The sequence below is a fragment of the Xanthomonas arboricola pv. juglandis genome (genome assembly GCF_905367715.1).
Lineage (GTDB): Bacteria > Pseudomonadota > Gammaproteobacteria > Xanthomonadales > Xanthomonadaceae > Xanthomonas > Xanthomonas arboricola.
In genome coordinates, this window is sequence record NZ_HG999362.1 from 2,760,837 (window position 1) to 2,777,982 (window position 17,146).

At 67.3% G+C, this 17,146-nt stretch carries 16 protein-coding genes; 7 read left to right on the plus strand and 9 right to left on the minus strand.

Annotated features, from left to right (window positions below):
- Window positions 1-92 precede the first annotated feature (92 nt).
- Together KHN93_RS12055 and KHN93_RS12060 are read right to left on the minus strand one after the other, a co-directional pair.
- Window positions 93-791 carry a glutathione S-transferase gene (locus KHN93_RS12055; protein ID WP_211920184.1) on the minus strand — a complete coding sequence of 233 codons (699 nt, stop codon included), beginning with the start codon at window positions 789-791 and terminating at the stop codon, window positions 93-95.
- Between the two features lie 175 nt (window positions 792-966).
- Window positions 967-1,176, minus strand: coding sequence for a cold-shock protein (locus KHN93_RS12060; protein WP_006451993.1), 210 nt, complete (start codon window positions 1,174-1,176; stop codon window positions 967-969).
- A 267-nt stretch (window positions 1,177-1,443) separates the two neighbouring features.
- Here KHN93_RS12060 and KHN93_RS12065 point away from each other — a divergent pair, with 267 nt between their 5' ends.
- The 4 genes from KHN93_RS12065 (at window position 1,444) to KHN93_RS12080 (ending at window position 5,900) form a co-directional block, all read left to right on the plus strand.
- The gene (locus tag KHN93_RS12065) at window positions 1,444-1,923 is read left to right on the plus strand and encodes a YaiI/YqxD family protein (protein WP_047125231.1); all 480 of its coding nucleotides are present in this window, start codon (window positions 1,444-1,446) and stop codon (window positions 1,921-1,923) included.
- Between the two features lie 62 nt (window positions 1,924-1,985).
- Complete coding sequence (locus KHN93_RS12070; protein WP_024939301.1) at window positions 1,986-2,534, plus strand: YaeQ family protein; 549 nt, start codon at window positions 1,986-1,988, stop codon at window positions 2,532-2,534.
- Window positions 2,531-3,712 carry a BaiN/RdsA family NAD(P)/FAD-dependent oxidoreductase gene (locus KHN93_RS12075; RefSeq protein ID WP_211920186.1) on the plus strand — a complete coding sequence of 394 codons (1,182 nt, stop codon included), beginning with the start codon at window positions 2,531-2,533 and terminating at the stop codon, window positions 3,710-3,712. The genes KHN93_RS12070 and KHN93_RS12075 overlap by 4 nt, the downstream gene beginning before the upstream one ends.
- A 118-nt stretch (window positions 3,713-3,830) precedes the next feature.
- A complete protein-coding gene (locus KHN93_RS12080; protein ID WP_211920188.1) occupies window positions 3,831-5,900 on the plus strand; it encodes a GGDEF/EAL domain-containing response regulator in 2,070 nt (689 codons plus the stop codon).
- A 104-nt stretch (window positions 5,901-6,004) separates the two neighbouring features.
- On the opposite strand, the gene htpX is transcribed toward KHN93_RS12080, so the two are convergent.
- A complete protein-coding gene (htpX, locus tag KHN93_RS12085) occupies window positions 6,005-6,883 on the minus strand; it encodes a protease HtpX (protein ID WP_039516150.1) in 879 nt (292 codons plus the stop codon).
- A gap of 97 nt (window positions 6,884-6,980) precedes the next feature.
- On the opposite strand from htpX, the gene gluQRS reads away from it, so the two are divergent.
- From gluQRS to phaR, 3 genes are all read left to right on the plus strand, one after another.
- The gene (gene gluQRS / locus KHN93_RS12090; RefSeq protein ID WP_211920190.1) at window positions 6,981-7,880 is read left to right on the plus strand and encodes a tRNA glutamyl-Q(34) synthetase GluQRS; all 900 of its coding nucleotides are present in this window, start codon (window positions 6,981-6,983) and stop codon (window positions 7,878-7,880) included.
- An 84-nt stretch (window positions 7,881-7,964) separates the two neighbouring features.
- On the plus strand, window positions 7,965-8,705 hold the full coding sequence (phbB, locus tag KHN93_RS12095; RefSeq protein ID WP_024939297.1) for a beta-ketoacyl-ACP reductase: 741 nt from the start codon (window positions 7,965-7,967) through the stop codon (window positions 8,703-8,705).
- 158 nt (window positions 8,706-8,863) lie between these two features.
- On the plus strand, window positions 8,864-9,433 hold the full coding sequence (gene phaR, locus KHN93_RS12100; RefSeq protein ID WP_039521933.1) for a polyhydroxyalkanoate synthesis repressor PhaR: 570 nt from the start codon (window positions 8,864-8,866) through the stop codon (window positions 9,431-9,433).
- 46 nt (window positions 9,434-9,479) lie between these two features.
- Here phaR and KHN93_RS12105 read toward each other — a convergent pair whose 3' ends face one another.
- From KHN93_RS12105 to KHN93_RS12130, 6 genes are all read right to left on the minus strand, one after another.
- Window positions 9,480-10,430 carry a TraB/GumN family protein gene (locus tag KHN93_RS12105; protein ID WP_211920192.1) on the minus strand — a complete coding sequence of 317 codons (951 nt, stop codon included), beginning with the start codon at window positions 10,428-10,430 and terminating at the stop codon, window positions 9,480-9,482.
- 28 nt (window positions 10,431-10,458) lie between these two features.
- On the minus strand, window positions 10,459-11,397 hold the full coding sequence (locus KHN93_RS12110; RefSeq protein WP_211920194.1) for a DUF1684 domain-containing protein: 939 nt from the start codon (window positions 11,395-11,397) through the stop codon (window positions 10,459-10,461).
- The gene (gene mutL, locus KHN93_RS12115) at window positions 11,397-13,256 is read right to left on the minus strand and encodes a DNA mismatch repair endonuclease MutL (RefSeq protein ID WP_211920196.1); all 1,860 of its coding nucleotides are present in this window, start codon (window positions 13,254-13,256) and stop codon (window positions 11,397-11,399) included. Before mutL ends, KHN93_RS12110 begins: the two co-directional genes overlap by 1 nt.
- A gap of 137 nt (window positions 13,257-13,393) precedes the next feature.
- Window positions 13,394-15,088, minus strand: a complete 1,695-nt coding sequence (locus KHN93_RS12120) for an N-acetylmuramoyl-L-alanine amidase (RefSeq protein ID WP_211920198.1) — start codon at window positions 15,086-15,088, stop codon at window positions 13,394-13,396.
- 70 nt (window positions 15,089-15,158) lie between these two features.
- Window positions 15,159-15,659 (minus strand): tRNA (adenosine(37)-N6)-threonylcarbamoyltransferase complex ATPase subunit type 1 TsaE, encoded by a 501-nt coding sequence (gene tsaE / locus KHN93_RS12125; protein ID WP_211920201.1) that lies wholly within the window; start codon window positions 15,657-15,659, stop codon window positions 15,159-15,161.
- The gene (locus KHN93_RS12130) at window positions 15,656-17,143 is read right to left on the minus strand and encodes an NAD(P)H-hydrate dehydratase (protein WP_211920203.1); all 1,488 of its coding nucleotides are present in this window, start codon (window positions 17,141-17,143) and stop codon (window positions 15,656-15,658) included. Before KHN93_RS12130 ends, tsaE begins: the two co-directional genes overlap by 4 nt.
- Between the last annotated feature and the right edge of the window lie 3 nt (window positions 17,144-17,146).

Consider the following 17,146-nt stretch of genomic DNA (forward strand, 5'->3'; position numbering starts at 1 on the left):
ATTGGGCGGTACGGGATTGGGGAGTCGCCAAACCCTGGCAGGACACCGTCGAAGCACGGTGGCCTGTAGCTTCCTGGGCGCATACCGCAACGTCACTCGGCGGGCTTGCGTCCCATCAGCTCGAACGGGCCGCCCTTCTTCAGCGCGGCCTGGTATGCCGGACGCGCCTCAATGCGCGCGAGAAACGCGCGCAGGCGCGGATAGCTCTCCAGCCCGCCGCCGCGTGCGGCGGCGGCCTGTACCGGGAAGCTCATCTGGATGTCGGCTGCAGTGAAACGCTCACCGGCAAACCATTCGCTTGCCTGCAGCGACTGCTCCATCCAGTCCAGATGCAGTTTGAGCTGCGGACCGACGAAGCCGGACATGGCCTTGTCCACGATGGCACGTGCGATCGGCTTGGCGAAGAACGGCATCGGCGCACTGCGAATCCGCCCGAAGATCAGCGTCATCAGCAGCGGCGGCATTGCCGAGCCTTCGGCGTAATGCATCCAGTAACGGAACTTCAGACGCTCCGGCGACTCCAGCGGACGCGGCGGCGGCGACAGCGCGCATTCGGTGTCGTAGCGTTCGGTCAGGAACTCCAGGATCGCGCCGGACTCGGCCACGGTCAGCTCGCCGTCGACAACCACCGGCGACTTGCCGAGCGGATGGATGGCACGCAATGCCGCCGGCGCCAGCATGGTCTTGGGATCGCGCTCGTGCCGCACGATCTGGTATGGCAGCGCCAGTTCCTCCAGCAGCCACAGCACGCGCTGGGAACGGGAATTGTTGAGATGCTGGACAGTGATCATGGAAGAGGCTGCACGCGGAAAGCGCACATGCTACCGATTGGCGTGTCGTCGCTGCGCTCACCTGAGCGGGCCGAACCGCCCGCACTCTCTATTGCACTGATCAAACCGCGCCCAATAAAAAACGCCGGTCGCTTGCGCGACCGGCGTTTTTGGCAACCTTACGGTTGCAGACGGATTAGACCGCCTGCACCTGGTCAGCCTGCATGCCCTTCTGGCCCTGCACGGCGACGAAGGTCACTTTCTGGCCTTCCTGCAGCGACTTGAAGCCGGTGCCCTGGATGGCACGGAAGTGCACGAACAGGTCCGGGCCGCTTTCCGGGGTGATGAAGCCGAAGCCCTTGGCATCGTTGAACCACTTCACGGTACCGCTCTGACGATCTGACATTTACAAACTCCTGAACTATAGATGGATAAATCGCAGCGTCCGAAAAGCCGGAGCTGAGACTGAGTTGCAGGCGTTGGTAAAGCGGAACGATGAAGCGAGATCTGTAACGATCCGGCTGCATCAGGCCACGATTCACGGTGACCCTTGCAAACACAGTGCGTGCACAGTACTCGCGTTCCCAGCAAAAAGCGACACCTTGCGTCAAATTTTTTACTGTCAGGCCGAATCCGACCACCTGTCAGGCCCCTTCCCTCTCGATTTCAACACATGAATACGCCTCCCCTGCCGTCCCGCCCGCATATCTGGGTCGATGCCGATGCCTGCCCGGCAGTCATCCGCGACATCCTTTTCCGCGCCGCCGCACGTACCGGCACCGCGGTGACGCTGGTCGCCAATCATTTCCTGCCCACCCCTCGCCTGGCCCACGTGCGTGCGCTGCAGGTACCTGGAGGCGCGGACGCGGCAGACGACGCCATCGCCGCACGGGTGGCCGCAGGCGACCTGGTCGTCACCCAGGACATTCCGCTGGCCGCTCGCATACTGGAGGCGGGAGCGGCCGCCGTCAGCCCGCGTGGCGAGCCGTTTACCCGCGACAGCATCAACGAGCGCCTGTCGGTCCGCGGCTTTCTGGAGGAACTGCGCGGCGCCGGCGTGGTCACCGGTGGGCCGGCGGCCCTGCACCCGCGCGACCGCCAGGCATTTGCCGCCCAGCTGGACCGCTGGCTGGCCGAGATGGCGCGGCGCTGACCGCAACACGCCGGCATTGCAACGGGGGCGTATCATAAGTGCCCTTTGCAACCGGCATCCTGATGGCCCTTACCGCCACCGTCCGCAGGGCGGAACTCCAGATCAGCGACATGGACCGTGGCTACTACGCCAACCATTCGTTGACCCTGGCCCAGCACCCCTCCGAAACCGACGAGCGCCTGATGGTGCGGCTGCTGGCGTTCGCGCTGTTCGCCGACGACCGCCTGGAATTCGGCCGCGGCCTCAGCAACGAGGACGAACCCGACCTGTGGCGGCGCGACTACACCGGCGACCCGGACCTGTGGATCGACCTCGGCCAGCCGGACGAAAGCCGGGTGCGCAAGGCCTGCAATCGGTCGCGCGAGGCGGTGGTGATCGGCTATGGCGGCCAGGCCACCGAAACCTGGTGGAAGAAGCAGGCCAACGCGCTTAGCCGCCAGCGCAACCTGCGCGTGATCGAGCTGGACTCGCAGGCCACCGAAGCGCTGGGCGCGCTGATCCAGCGCGGCATGCGCTTCGACGTGATCATCCAGGACGGCGAGGTGCAGATGCTTGCCGACCACGGCAGCGTCACCCTGACCCCGATGGTGCGGCAAGCTCCGGCCGAATGAACATGCGTTGCGACGTGCTGGTCATCGGTGCCGGCGCGGCCGGACTGATGAGCGCCTTCACTGCAGGCCGGCGCGGCCGTCAGGTGCTGGTGATCGACCATGCCAACAAGGTCGGCAAGAAGATCCTGATGTCCGGTGGCGGCCGCTGCAACTTCACCAATACCGGCACCACGCCGGGCAACTTCCTCTCGGCCAACCGCCACTTCTGCAAGTCCGCCCTCGCCCGCTACAGCCCGCTGGATTTCGTGGAGATGGTCGAGCGCCACGGCATCGCCTATCACGAGAAAGAACTGGGCCAGCTGTTCTGCGACATCTCGTCCAAGCAGATCGTGCGCATGCTGCTGGACGAGTGCGACGCGGCGGGCGTGCAGGTGCGTACCGACTGCAAGGTGCAATCGGTGCAGCGCGGCAGCGACGGCTTCAGCGTGGAGACCAGCCAGGGACGCGTGCAGGCGCAGTCGCTGATCGTGGCGACCGGCGGGCTGTCGATTCCGAGCATGGGCGCCAGCGGCTTCGGCTATGCGCTGGCCCAGCAGTTCGGCCACACGCTGTTGCCGACGCGTGCCGGGCTGGTGCCGCTGACCCTGAGCGGCAAGCACCAGGAACGGCTGCAGGACCTGTCCGGGCTGGCGCTACCGGTCCAGGCGCAGTGCAACGGGGTCAGCTTCCGCAACTTCATGCTGGTCACTCACCGCGGCGTCAGCGGCCCGGCCATCCTGCAGATCTCCTCGTACTGGCAGCCCGGCGACGACCTGCACCTGGACCTGCTGCCCGGCCAGGATGCGGCGGCGTGGCTGCGCGACCAGAAAAATCAGCGTGGCGCCACCGAACTGCGCAACGTGCTGGCCGACGTGCTGCCGCGGCGGTTCGCCCAGCGCCTGTGCGAGGTGTGGTTGCCGGACAAGCCGGTCCGCCAGCTCGACCCACCGCAGCTGCAGGCCGCAGCCGACCTGCTGACCGCCTTCCCGCTGATCGCCAGTGGAACCGAAGGCTATCGCACCGCTGAAGTAACGCTGGGAGGTGTCGATACCAACCAGGTCTCCAGTGCGAGCATGGAGTCGCGCCTGGTGGCCGGCCTGTACTTCGTCGGCGAGGTGCTGGACGTGACCGGCTGGTTGGGCGGCTACAACTTTCAGTGGGCGTGGGCGTCCGGCCATGCCGCCGGAAGCGTCGCCTGATGTCAGCTCCAACACATGGAAACGTGGCCTGAGTCTCACCCCGGATGCGGCCTTGTCCACAGACATGGACGCAGCCGAGTTCCTTCGTGTATTAAAGCCCGTCGCTAGGGAAACGCGCATGCAAAAAGGCAAAGATCTCACCCTCCGCCTGATGATCGTCGACGACAGCGTCGAAAGCGCGGAGGCGATCGTGACCGCGCTGCGCAACGGCGGCATCGCAGTGCGTCCGTCGCGACCGCAGACACCGGAAGAGCTCGCCAGCATGCTGTCGGGGCAGATCGACCTGGCCCTGCACGGGCAGGCGCTGCAGATCCCGATGAGCGCGTTGCAGCAGCAGATCGCCGGCAGCGGCAAGGATATTCCGATCATCCTGCTGGCCGAGCGGATCGAGGAAAACGCGCTGGTCGAGGCCGCGGCACATGGCATTCGCGCCATCGTGCTGCGTCATCGCCCCGAACACCTGCTGGCGCTGGTGCGCTCGGAATGGGCCGACCTGCAGGCACGCCGTGGCCTGCGCCGCATCGAGGCACAGATGCGCGAGACCGAACGGCGCTGCGATGCCCTGATCGCCTCCTCGCGCGACCCGATCGCCTACGTGCACGAAGGCATGCACATCCGCGCCAACGAGGCGTATCTGGATATGTTCGGCTTCGAGTCGTTCGACGATGTCGAGGGCGTGTCGCTGCTGGACATGATCGCCGCCCAGTACGTCGACGACTTCAAGCAGCTGCTCAAGGCGATGTCCAAGGGCGAGCCGCCGCCGGCGCAGTACAAGGTCGACGCGCGCCGGCTCGAAGGCGACACCTTCCCGGCGACGATGGAGTTCGCCACCGCGACCTACGAAGGCGAGCCGTGCATCCAGGTGGTGTTCCGCCGTCGCGAGGAATTCGACCCGGAGCTGGCGCGCGAGGTCGAGGACCTGCGCCAGCGCGACCAGGTCACCGGCCTGCTCAACCGCCCCACCTTCATGGTGGCGCTGGAACAGGCGGTGGCGCGCGCCGGCCGCAGCGAAGGCCAGTCCGGCTTCCTGCTGATCGAGCCCGACCACTACGCGCGCCTGCTGCCCGAGATCGGCCTGGATTCGGCCGACGCGCTGATCGCCGCGCTGGCCGCACATGTGGCCAGCGTGAGCGACGACAGCGTGGTCGCCGCGCGTTTCGGCGAGCACAGCTTTGCATTGTTGATGGACGGCAATTACGCGCGCACGCATGCACTGGCGGAGCTGGTACGTGACACCTTTGCGCAGCACGTCTTCAGCATCGGCGCGCGTTCGGCCACGGTGACGGTGAGCATCGGCGGGGTGCAGATCGGCGAGAAGATCGCCAGCATCGGCCAGGTGCTCAACCGCGGCACCGAGGCGGTGCGCACCACCGCCGAGCTCGGCGGCAATGCGGTCAGCATCTACGACCCGGCAGCAGCCGACCGGGCCGAAGAGGAACGCATCGAGCGCTGGGTGCAGCAACTGCGCGAGGCGCTGGTCGGCGACGGCTTCCTGCTGCATTACCAGCCGGTGCTCAACCTGCAGGGCGAGCCGCTGGAGCTGTACCAGGCCTTCCTGCGGCTGGAGCGCAACGGCGAGATGATGTCGCCGAACGCCTTCATGGCGATCGCCGAAGAACACGATCTGATCACCGAGATCGACCGCTGGGTGGTGGCGCGCGCGATCCGCCAGCTCGGCGAGCGGCAACGTGCAGGACACAGGACGCACCTGCTGGTACGCATCGGGCCCAACTCGTTCTCCGATCCGCAGATGATCGACATCATCCGCGAGCAGCTGGCCGTGTACGGCGTGCCGGGTGAACGGCTGTGGCTGCAGACGCCGGAATCGAAGGTGTTCACCCATCTGCGCAATGCCCAGCAGTTCCTGGCGGCGGTGTCGGCGATGGGCTGCAAGGTCGGGCTGGAACAGTTCGGCTCGGGCCTGGATTCGTTCCAGCTGCTGGCGCATTTCCAGCCGGCCTTCCTCAAGCTCGATCGCGGCATCACCGGCGAGGTGGCCTCGGCGCGCGAAAGCCAGGAGAAGATCCGCGAGATCACCTCGCGCGCGCAGCCGGCCGGCATCCTCACCGTGGCCGAGTTCGTGGCCGATGCGCAGTCGATGAGCACCTTCTTCAGCGCCGGGGTGGACTATGTGCAAGGCGATTTCGTCGCCCCGACCGGGCCGTTGATGAACTACGAGTTCGGCTGAGACCTGCAGCTACACCGCATCACCGCCGCCTCTCTCCACCCAACAAAAAACCCGCAGGACGCGGGTTTTTTGTTTGGCGGCACGCATCGGTTGGCGCTACCGTCTTACATCGCCGCACCGTTGGCGGCGCGCAGCGCGGCGATGCGCTCGGACAGCGGCGGGTGGCTCAGGAACAACCGGCGCAACCCATCGCCACCACCGCCGGAAATGCCGAAAGCCTGCACCTGCGAAGGCAGGCTGTTCTGGCCATGGTTGAGCGACAGGCGCTCCAACGCGGCGATCATCTTGCCGCGGCCCGCCAGTTGCGCGCCACCGGCATCGGCACGGAATTCGCGGCGCCGCGAGAACCACATCGCGATCATCGTCGCGAACAGGCCGAACACCATCTCCAGCACGAACACGATGATGTAGTAGGCAAAGCCGCGGCCACCGTCGCGATTACCCGACATGGCGCTGTCGATGACGCCGCCGACCACGCGCGCCAGCACGATCACGAAGGTATTGAGCACGCCCTGCAGCAAGGCCATGGTGACCATGTCGCCATTGGCGACATGCGCGATTTCATGGCCCAGCACCGCCTCGGCCTCGTCCTGGCTCATGTTCTGCAGCAGCCCGGTGGACACCGCCACCAGCGCGTTGTTGCGGTTGGCGCCGGTGGCGAAGGCATTGATCTCCGGGCCGTCGTAGACCGCCACTTCCGGCATGCCGATGCCGGCCGCCTCGGCCTGGCGCCGCACCGTCGCCAGCAGCCAGCGCTCGGTCGGCGTGCGCGGCTCGCTGATCACCTGCGCGCCGGTGCTGCGCTTGGCCATGAACTTGGACAGCAGCAACGAGATGAACGAGCCACCGAACCCGAACACGGCCGCCATCACCAGCAGGCCGCTCATTTGCGCGGGATTGACGCCCAGCACCGACATCACGATGCCGGCCAGCATCAGCACCGCAAAATTGGTCAGCAGGAACAGGAAAATGCGGTTGAACATGGTGCGACGACTCCACGCGAGCAGGATGAACTGCAGCGGATCTGCGGCCGTCAGCGCTTGAAATCAAGCGATCACCTGACCGACGATTCAGCCGATCATGCCAGCTCTCCCCTACCGCGGCCGCTTCGCACCCTCCCCGACCGGCCCGTTGCACTTCGGCTCCCTGCTGGCGGCGTTCGGCAGCTGGCTGCTCGCGCGGCACGCCGACGGGCAGTGGTGCGTGCGCATCGAAGACATCGATCCGCCGCGTGCCGAACCCGGCGCCTCCGCGCGCCAGTTGCGCACGTTGGCTGCCTTCGGCCTGCGCTCGGACCTGCCGGTGCTGTATCAATCCGATCGCCACGCGCAGTACGCCGCTGCCGTCACCACCTTGCTGGAGGCGGGATTGGCGTTCGAATGCAGCTGCAGCAGGGCCGACCTTGCCGGCATGGGCGGCATCCACCACGCCTGCGTGGCGCCGCTGGGCGCCCGCCGCGCGGTGCGCTTGCGGGTGCCGCCACAGCCGCCGGTCGGCTTCGACGACGCGCTGCAGGGCCATGTGGTGCAGGACGTGCATGCCGAGGTCGGCGACGTGGTGCTGCGCCGCGCCGATGGCTACTGGGCGTACCAGCTGGCCGTGGTGGTCGACGACGCTGCGCAGGCCATCACCGATGTCGTGCGCGGCGCCGACCTGCTCGACTCCACCCCGCGCCAGTTGCTGCTGCAGCGCGCGCTGGGCCTGCCGCAACCGCGCTACCTGCACCTGCCGCTGATCCTGGATCACACCGGCCGCAAGCTGTCCAAGTCGCACGCTGCGCCTGCGCTGGACGATGCCGATCCGCAACCGGCCCTGCACGCCGCCTGGGCCGTGCTGGGACAGCAGCCGGCAGCCTTGCCGCGCCGGGCGGCGCTGGACACCTTGCTGCAACATGCGGTGCAGCATTTTTCGCCACAGCGCTTGCCCCGGCACCTGCATCTGGACGCGAACGGACGCGCATCGCAGCCCCGGCGTGACTAGAATTGCGCCCTGGCACCGGCGTCGGGCCAAGCAGCGCGCCTGTGCCCCGCCCGCCCTCAGCCTTACCTGTCCATTGGAGTCGTCATGACATCTCGCGTCGTATTGGTCACCGGCGGCACCGGCGGTATCGGCACCGCCATCTGCAAGCGCCTGGCCGACCAGGGCCACCGGGTGGCCAGCAACTTCCGCAACGCCGAAAAGGCCCAGGCGTGGCAGCAACGCATGCAGACCCAGGGCTACGACATCGCGCTGTTCCGCGGCGATGTGGCGTCCTCCGAACATGCGCGCAGCCTGGTCGAGGATGTCCAGGCAGCGCTGGGACCGATCGAAATACTGGTCAACAACGCCGGCATCACCCGCGACACCACCTTCCATCGCATGACCGCCGAACAATGGCACGACGTCATCAACACCAATCTCAACTCGGTGTTCAACGTCACCCGCCCGGTGATCGAAGGCATGCGCCAGCGCGGCTGGGGACGGGTGATCCAGATCAGTTCGATCAATGGCCTGAAGGGCCAGTACGGGCAGGCCAATTACGCGGCCGCCAAGGCCGGCATGCACGGCTTCACCATCTCGCTGGCGCGGGAAAATGCCGCGTTCGGGGTGACCGTCAATACCGTGTCGCCGGGGTATGTGGCCACCGACATGGTGATGGCGGTCCCGGAAGAGGTGCGCGCCAAGATCGTTGCCGACATCCCCACCGGCCGCCTGGGCCGGCCGGAAGAAATCGCCTATGCGGTGGCATTCCTGGTTGCGGAAGAGGCCGCCTGGATCACCGGCTCCAATCTGGATATCAACGGCGGCCACCATATGGGCTGGTGAAGTTTGCTGCAACTTTGCGATGCAGCATAAAAACCCTTGAAAATCATGCTGCGCAACATTTTTTAGGTGTCTACTTAAGAAAATAAGGCCTTGTGGCGGTTGCAAGGGCTGCTGCGGTGCGCCATCCTGCGCGCACTATCGTTGTGAGTGAACGTTCCATGGCCGGACTTCGCATCATCAAGAAGTATCCCAATCGCCGTCTCTACGACACGGAAATTTCCAGCTACATCACCATCGAGGATGTGCGTCAGCTCATCATCGACGGCGAAGAATTCGAGGTACGCGACGCCAAGAGTGGCGAAGACCTCAGCCGCGCGGTCTTGCTGCAGATCATTGCCGACCGCGAACAGGACGGCGAGCCAATGCTGTCGACCCAGTTGCTGAGTCAGATCATCCGTTTCTACGGCGACTCGCTGCAGGGCTTCATGGGCAACTACCTGGAGCGCAGCATGCAGGTGTTCCTGGATCAGCAGCAGCAGTTCCGCCAACAGATGGGCAACCTGCTCGGGCAGACCCCGTGGGCGATGATGAACCAGCTGACCGAGCGCAACCTGGAGTTGTGGCAGGAATTCCAGCGCAACTTCGGCGCCGGCTTCGGCCGTCCGGGCGGCCCTGGTACGCCGCCGCCGCCGGGTGCCAGCGGCATGGGCAGCGGCCCGATGGGCACCGGCACGCACGGCACGGCCGGTAGCGCCGGCACCACCGGCAAGGCCCGTAACCGCGGGTAAGACAGGAGCGGCGCCTGGAGCGTGAGCCGCTCCACGGCGCAGCCAATCAGCGGCCGACCTGCTCCGCGCAGGCCGAGCAGATCCGCTCCACGTGGTAGCCACGCGCGCGCAAGCGCTCCACCACGCCATCGCTTCCCAGCAGGTGCAACGCACCGACCACCACCAGCGTGGTCCCGCTGCCCTTGCCCAGCCGCTGCTCCAGCCGCGGCACCCAGCGCGCATTACGCTCGACATTGATGTCCTGATACAGCGCCGGGTAGTGCTGCCGCATTTCTTCGGCCATCTGCGTGGACAGGGTGCGCACATCGCCACTGCGCCAGGCCGCGTGCAGCTGACGCAGCTGATCGTTGGCGCCGGCATCGTCCAGCGATTCCTCCAGCAGCTGATGCTGTTCGGTCGGCGACATGCCATCGAGCAAGGCAATCTGCTCTTCGGCCCGCTCCAGCCCATCGGCCGGTTTGCCGCTCGCCTGTGCCTGCGCCATCAGGTAATGGTCCAGCCCGGCGTTCGGGTCCATGCCTTGCCGGCTCATCTCCGCCAGACTGATCGTCAGCGCCACGAACCAGGGTTCCAGGGTCTGCAGGCTGTCCACCGGCATCCCGTGTTTGCGGGCGTAGGTGGTCAGCGCCTGCCAGGTCTTCGGATCCAGTGCGTCCTGCAGGCGACGCCCGTCGCTGCGCCGCGCCGCCTGCAGCATGCGGCCGGCCAGTTCGGGCGACTGCGCATCGGAGGGCGGCAGTTCGAACACCAGCCGGTCGGCCTTGGCGAAGGCCTGCATCACATCCGGCGACAACGGGTAATCACTGGGCTTGAGCACATGGAACGAACCCAGCAGATACAGCGTGCCGCCCTTGCCATCCACCTTCCACAACAGCGGCACCGGCGGACCGGCCGGCGCCTCGTTGCCGGCACGCGCCCAGGTCGGCGCGACCGCCCCGCTCCATAACGCCAGAGCGATCACCGCGCTGCTGCTCCAGGCTGCGAGCCGGGTGCGCATATTTGCCTTCACCACGTTGGTCTCCACGTCAGTGCGGCACCTTGTAGGTCTTCTCGCCGGCCGACACCGCCAGGTCGATGCGGTTTTCCGGCGGCGGCAGCGGACAGGTCGCAAAGGGGGTGAACGCGCACGGCGGGTTGTAGGCACGGTTGAAATCGACGACCACATGCCCGGAGGCGTCGGGCACGTCCAGGTCGAGAAAGCGCCCGGCCGGATAGCTGCCGTGCCCACTGGTGCGATCGGCGAACACCACGAACATCGGCCGCCCGGGTTCGCCGATGGTCTCCAGCCGGTACGCCTTGCCATCGCGCTCGAAGGTGATTGCCCCGGCGTTGGGCTGTTCGCTGCTGATGCCGACGATGTCCACGATCGGAATGGTCTTGCCGACATCGTTGGGCACATAACGCGCGCTGATGCGCCAGGACGGATCGACCGGCCAGTAATCCAGCCCGGCGAAGTGGCTGCGCGATGGCGCGTCGGCATGCTTGACCCGCAGCGCGTTGCGGTCGCCGCGATGGATCAGGCTCAACACGCCCTTGCCGTCATCGAAATGGATAAAGGTCGGCTGCGGGTCGCGATCGGACTGGAAGCGGATCCTGCCGGTCAGCGGCTTTCCGTCGACGGTCAATGCTGCGCCGCGCTCGGGCACGAACCAAACCGTGTCGGCCTCGGTCGCGACCATGCCCATCTTGGGCGGCCCGACCGCCAGCCTGATGCCGCTGTCGGCGCTGCTGCCGATGTAATGCGCCTTCAGCGACAGCCAGTGCAGGCCGACCAGGCTGGTCCAGCCATCGGGCGCGCGCAACTCGGTCAGGCGCGCTTCGCGCCAGGCCGCGCTGTCGGCCAGAAAGGCCTTGTCGAGTGCGGCCGGTGCTGCCGAGGGCGGTGCATCTTTGCCGCAGCCGGCCAGTGCCGCACACACCAGCATGCCGAGCAGCCAGTGGTTCCCCTTGTGCAATACAGCCATCAGCGCCCCCTCAGGAACCAGCGATCGATTTCGCCCAGCGTAAACCGTGCCCAGGTCGGTCGGCCATGGTTGCATTGGCCCGAGCGCTCGGTGATTTCCATATCGCGCAGCAGTGCGTTCATTTCCGGCACGGTCAGGCGCCGGTTCGCGCGCACCGCGCCATGGCACGCCATCGTGGAGAGCAGTTCGTCGCGCGCACTGGCAATGCGCCGGCTCTGGCCATGCTCGCGCAGATCGCCGAGCACATCGCGCAGCAACGCCTCCGGTTCGGCATTGGCAAGCAGCGCGGGAATGCTGCGCACATGCAGCGACTGCGGGCCGGCGCGGGTGATCTCGAAGCCCAGGCTGGCCAGCGTGTCGGCTTCGCGCTCGGCGGTGTCGGCCTCGCGCTCGCCCACCGCCAGCGTCATCGGCACCAGCAGCGGTTGTGCGTGCAGGCCGATGCTGTCGTGCGCGTTCTTGAGCCGCTCGTAGCCGATGCGTTCGTGCGCGGCGTGCATGTCCACCACGATCAGGCCTTCGGCGTTCTCGGCCAGGATGTAGATGCCGTGCAACTGCGCGACGGCATACCCCAGCGGCGGCACGCCACTGTCTGCGGCAGTCGCCGGCAAGCCCATCCCGGCGCCCTCCGGCAAGGCGGCAGACTGCTGCTGCGCGCCACTGGACGGCGGCGCATACAGCGCGCTGTAGGCCGCACGCGCCTCGTCCACGCGCAGGCCCAGCGGAGTCTGCGATGGCGTCCACTGACCGTAGCCGGCACCGCCGCCACGGCTTCCGCCACCGTAGCTTGGACGGTCGAGCATGCCGCCTGGCGCCGCAACCGTGTCGCTGGCGCCGTCCGTGCCGAGGCTGTTGGGCATCGTACCGGCGCGCGTATGCGCCAGCGCGTCCTGCAAGGTACGGTAGACGAAGTCGTGGATCAGCCGCGCCTCACGGAAACGCACCTCGTGCTTGGCCGGATGCACGTTGACGTCCACGCGCGCCGGATCCAGTTCCAGGAACAGCACGTAGGCCGGCTGGCGACCATGGAACAGCACATCGCCATAGGCCATCTTGACCGCATGCGCGACGCTGCGATCGCGCACCGAGCGGCCATTGACGTAGAGATACTGCTGGTCGGTACTGGCGCGCGAGTAATGCGGCTGTGCGACCCAGCCATGCAGACGCAGGCCGGCGCCACTGTGATCGACGCGCAAGGCCTGCCGCGCAAAATCCTCACCCAGGGTTTCGCCCAGCCGCGCATCCGAATATAGATCGCCCGGCTTGTAGCGACGCGACGGTTTGCCGTTGTGCGAGACCCGCAATTCCACATCCGGGCGCGCCAGCGCGAGTGAGCGCAGCCACTCTTCGATATGCCCCAGCTCGGTGCGCTCGGCACGCAGGAACTTACGCCGCGCCGGCACGTTGAAGAACAGCTCGCGTACTTCGACCGTGGTGCCGGGCGCGTGGGCGCGTGGCACCACCTCGCTCAGGCGCCCGCCATCGATCTCCAGTGCGGAGCCGTGTTCGGCATCGTGGCGGCGCGAGATCAGCGTGAAACGGCTGACCGAGGCAATCGACGGCAGGGCTTCGCCGCGGAATCCGAGCGTGGCCACGGTTTCCAGATCGTCCAGCGATGCGATCTTGCTGGTGGCATGCCGCGACACCGCCAGCGGCAGTTCGTCGGGGGTGATGCCGCCACCGTTGTCGCGGATACGGATCAGCCGCACGCCGCCCTCTTCCAGCTCGATATCCACGCGGGTGGCACCGGCATCGAGGGCGTTTTCGACCAGTTCCTTGACCACGGACGCAGGCCGCTCGACGACTTCGCCGGCGGCAATCTGGTTGATCAGGATCTCGGGGAGCTGACGGATCGCCATCAGCACAGGCGCTCGCGCTGGACGCAGACTGCGGAGCGCATCGGGGGTGTAACAGGCAAGACAGACGTCGGCACGGCAATCCGGCGGCGCGCAGGCGCCGTCATCAAGGAATCAGTGCGGAATGATAGCCGAGCGGCTCAGCGGCTGCCGCCGGCCACTGTGCCAGCGCTGGCATCGGCTTCGGCCTGTGCGCGCGCGGCAAACAGGGTGCCCGGCGGCGGCTGGCGGGTGAAGAAGGTATCGATGCCATCCAGCACGGCCGAGGCGATCTTGCGCTGGTAGGCCGGGTCGATCAGCCGGCGCTCTTCGTCCGGATTGGAAATGAAGGCGGTTTCCACCAGCATCGCCGGCATGTCGGAGGTGCGCAGCACCGCAAAGTTGGCGCGTTCCAGCTGCGGCTTGTGATTGTTGCCGATCCGCTTGAGGCCGCCGAGCACGTGCCCTGCCGCATCTTCGGAGGCCTTCATGTGGCCGCTCTGCGCCAGGTCCAGCAGCACATTGGCCAGCGTGCTTTCGGTCTGCTGCAGACGCACGCCGCCGACCAGGTCGGCGGCATTTTCCTTGTCGGCCAGCCAGCGCGCGCGTTGCGAGGAGGCGCCCTTGGTCGACAGCACATAGACCGACGAGCCGGTCGCACTGCGATTCTCGGCAGCGTCGGCATGGATGGAGATGAAGATGTCGGCCTTGGCGGCACGGGCCTTCTGCGCGCGCATCGGCAGCGGAATGAACACGTCGGTATCGCGCGTCAGGTAGGCCTTCATGCCGGGCGTGGCATTGATCTGGCGTGCCAGTTCGCGGCCGACCGCCAGGGTGACGTCCTTTTCGCGCTTGCCGGTCGGGCCCATCGCGCCGGGATCCTGGCCGCCGTGCCCCGGATCGATGGCGACGATCAGCGGCCGCATGCCCGGTGCCATCTTGATCCGCGAGGCCTCGCTGGGCAGCACCGGACGCGGCGGCAAGTCATCGCTGTCCGCCGCGACGACACTGCCGGCAGTCGCATTCGGCGAAGCGGTCATGGCATTACCGGCAGCAGCACCCAGCGGCGCGTTGCCGCCATTCAAGATCGCAGCCGGCGATGCGGCGTTGCCTGGCAGCGCCGAGGCCGGCGAGGCACCGGCGACGCGGTTCGGGGTAGTGCTGGCGGTGCTGGCTGGCGCGGCCGTGCTGCTCGTCACCGCGGTCGTGGCAGTGCCTGGACGCGGTGTCGGCACGCCGGTGGCGACCGTGGTCGGTACCGGTGCCGGAGTCACGCTGGGCATGGCCGACGCAGGCACATACGGTGCGGGCGCCGGAGCAGGCGGCACCACCGACGCGCGCTGCGCAGACGCCGCCAACGCAGCGGTTGCGCGGGCGGCTTCGGATTGTGCATTGGCCGGGCGCGGCGGCGGCAGCGCGGCAGGTGCTGTGGTGGTGGCCACCGTGCCGGCAGCCGGCGGATCGCCCGGCCACTCGATCACCAACGTCGATGCGCTGCCCAGCGTCTGCATCTGCGGCTTCAACGGCGTCACCGGCGTTGCCAGCTCGAATACCACCCGGAAAGTGCCGGGCACCGGTTGACCGGTGCGCACCGACGTCACCAGGCCGGCAGCCGGCGGCAGCTTGAGGCCGCGCACACCCGAGGAATCGGGAAAGTCCACCACCAGCCGATTGGGGTTGGCCAGCGACAGCGTCTTGAATCCGCCACTACCGGCGAGCTGGATCTCCGCACGCGTGCCGGTGGCACCGGTGCTGACGCCCACGCCCTTGATTTCGCCGGCCCACGCAGCAAAAACCGCCAGGCTGAGGCTGGCGGTCACGGTGGAAACACAGAACTGGCGGAACCCCGGTGTCATGGCGCTGGATTCAATCACCCAAACGTGGGAATTGCAAGGTGATTTCCCTTAATAATCCACAACCTGGCGTTCATTCTTCCTGTGAGCTGGCACAAAGGGCCTGCAACTGAGGCAAGTCCGACAGCCGCCTCAGCCAGTCGCGGCCGGTTTCGCTGCGGCCCAGCAACGTCACGTTGCGCCCCTCGCCGTCGACTGCCAGTTCCACGTCCAGATCCACCGGCGGCAATGCGCCTGCGCCACGTTCCGGCCATTCGACCAGCCACAGGCTGGCGCTGCCCTCGTCGAGCCCGAGGAAATCCAGTTCCCCGGCCTGCCCGATGCGGTACAGATCCAGGTGCCAGGCCTCGTCGCCACTGCCGAGTGGATAGCGCTCGACCAGCGTGTAGGTGGGGCTGCGAATCGGCCCGGTGACGCCGAGCGCGCGCAACAAGGCGCGCGCCAATGTGGATTTGCCTGCGCCGAGATCGCCGTGCAGTTGCACCATCGCGCGGGTGGGCCGCACCGCGGCCATGGCCTGTCCCAGGGTTTCGGTGGCCTGCGCATCGACCAGCTGTGCGCTGAGTTGGCTCATGCAATGGCTCCGGCATTGGCGAGGCGGCGCAGTTCGGGCAGCAGATCGGTCGGCAGCAGGCCGCGCTCGCCCGCGCGCGCCGCTGCATCGCCGGCACAGGCATGCAACAAGGCGCCCAGGCTTGCCGCATCGAACGGCGACCAGCCCTGGGCCAGCAAGGCTGCGATCACGCCAGTCAGCAGGTCGCCCATGCCGCCGACCGCCATGCCCGGATTACCGGCATCGATGATGCGCGGCACTGCGTGCGGCGCGGCGATCACGCTGCCGGCGCCCTTGAGCACCACCACTGCATCGAAACGTTTGGCCAATGCGTCTGCGGCAGCCAGCCGATCCTGCTGAACCTGCCTGGTCGGCATCCCCAGCAGACGTCCGGCTTCGCCGGGATGCGGGGTCAACACGCGCGGGCCGCGCGCCGGCACCGGGTTGGCGGCCAGCAGATTCAGGCCATCTGCATCGATGACGAGAGCGCTGTCCGAGGCCAGCACCGCGCGCCACAACCGCTGCGCCCAGGCGTCCTGCCCCAGGCCCGGACCCAGCGCGACCACGTCGGCGGCGTCGGCCAATGCGGCGATGTCCTCGTCAGCCTGCACAGAACGCACCATCGCTTCCGGGCAGCGCGCCAGCAGCGGCGCGACGTGCTCGGCGCGGGTGGCGACCTGCACCAACCCTGCCCCGCTGCGCAAGGCCGCTTCGGCGGTGAGCATGATCGCGCCGCCGCTGCCGAGGTTGCCGCCGACGCACAGCACGCGGCCGGACTCACCCTTGTGCGTATTGCGTCGCCGCGGGCGCAACTGCGCGGCCAGGGCGTCGATGTCCCAGCTGTGCGCGGCCGGTGCCAGGCCGTCGAATGCGGCATCTGGCACGTCCAGCGACGCGGTTGCACGCGTGCCGGCATGTTCCAGCGCATCACCGGTATAGAGCCCCAGGTGCGGCACGATGAACTGCAAAGTAGCCTCTGCGCGCACCGCGGCACCGAAGGCCACGCCATGATCGGCATCGATGCCGCTGGGCACATCCAGCGCAAGCACCGGCACACCGGCGGCGTTGATGGCGTCGATCAAGGCGGCGGTCTCGGCGTCGGGCGCGCGGTTGAGGCCGATGCCGAACAGCGCATCGACGATCACATCGGCCTGGGCCAGCGGCGAGGGAAACAGCTCGATCGCACCGCCCACGCCCAGATAGTCGGTACAAGCACGTTGCGCCAGCGGCGATGCCGGGCCGTGCTCGGGGAGATGCACCACCTGCACCTGGCGCCCGGCCCGCTGCGCCAGGCGTGCCAGCACATAGCCGTCGCCGCCGTTGTTGCCGGTGCCGCAGACCACCACGATGCGGCGCGCCTGCGGCCAGCGTTCCAGCAGATGCTGCCAGGCGGCCTGCCCGGCGCGCTGCATCAAGATGTAGCCGTCGCCGCCGAGCAGCGTGGTGGCCTGCGTGTCCAGCCTGCGCGCGGCAGCGGTGTCGTAAAGATCGAGCGGTGCGTACATGCC